We start from the raw sequence: 1,049 nt of genomic DNA on the forward strand, positions 1-1,049 counted from the left end.
GGACTTCGCCCGCGCCGTCGCCGGCCTGGAGATCCAGCGCGAGGCCGGTCGCTACATCGACCCCGACACGCTCGAAGTCTTCAAGGGTTTCGACAACCGCTGCCGCAAGAAGCTCTTCGGCCTGGTGAACTGCTGCAAGGGTGGCGGCACCAGTGGCTCGCTTTTCAGCACGATGTCACTGATCTCCGGTGCCGGCGGCCAGGTGATCGGCGCCGTGGGCTCTAGCTACACCTACGACGCGCTCTTCGCGGCCGACGCGCCGGACATGGTGATCGCCGGCTTCGAGGCGCTCTTCGGCGCGGGCGGCGGCAGCTCGGCGCTGGCCGGGCTGATCGCGGGCGAACTGTCGGTGGGCTCGTTCATGACCTCGCTCGTGCCCGGCCCGTGGACGATCGCCATGCTCGCCATCCAGCTCTCGGGGCTTCTGTCTTGCGAGCAGGCCGAGCAGGTGCTGGCGATAAAGAACGACAACCGCCTGTGCCACAGCGTCGGCAGCTACTGCTCGCGCAAGGTGCCGATCCTCGGCACCTGCCTGGAGACCACCCAGAGCTACTGCTGCTTCAACTCGCGCCTGGCCCGCGTGCTCAACGAGCAGGGCCGCGCCCAGCTCGGCCGCGGCTGGGGCGGCGCGAAGAACCCGGACTGCGCGGGTTTCAGCCTCGCGCAACTGCAGACGCTCGACTTCTCGCGCATGGACCTCACCGAGTTCTACGCCGAGATCGCCCCGACGCTGCCCGACGTCGGCGCGCTGGCCAACAAGGCGCGCAGCCGCGTGAACGGCGCCGTCGGGCCCTGAGGACAAGCGATGAGATTCCTCCCCAAACTGGCCTTGGCCGCCGCCTTTCCACTGGCGCTCTGCACCGCCCACGCGGCCGGCCCCGCAGAGAACACCCCGCGCCAAGCCGTCTCCGACCTCAAGCCCCTGCTCGCTCGCGCCGCCGCCGAGGGCAGTGCCCGCGGCACGCTCACCGGCCCCGGTGCCCAGGCGATCGCCCGCCGCTTCCAGACCGATGCCCCGATCGAGATCGACGTGCGCAGACTCCAGCAGC

General features: G+C 70.1%; 2 protein-coding genes. Both read left to right on the forward strand.

What is annotated here, in order from left to right; all coding sequences use genetic code 11:
• Nucleotides 1–796, forward strand: a 796-nt coding sequence (gene traN / locus ACOVRJ_RS12535; RefSeq protein ID WP_422044183.1) for a conjugal transfer protein TraN, incomplete at its 5' end; no start/stop codon positions are given.
• A 9-nt stretch (nucleotides 797–805) separates the two neighbouring features.
• A partial coding sequence (locus ACOVRJ_RS12540; protein WP_422044184.1) for a hypothetical protein occupies nucleotides 806–1,049 on the forward strand: 244 nt, incomplete at its 3' end.

This window comes from Roseateles sp., assembly GCF_049240545.1.
Taxonomy (GTDB): Bacteria; Pseudomonadota; Gammaproteobacteria; order Burkholderiales; family Burkholderiaceae_C; genus Paucibacter_A.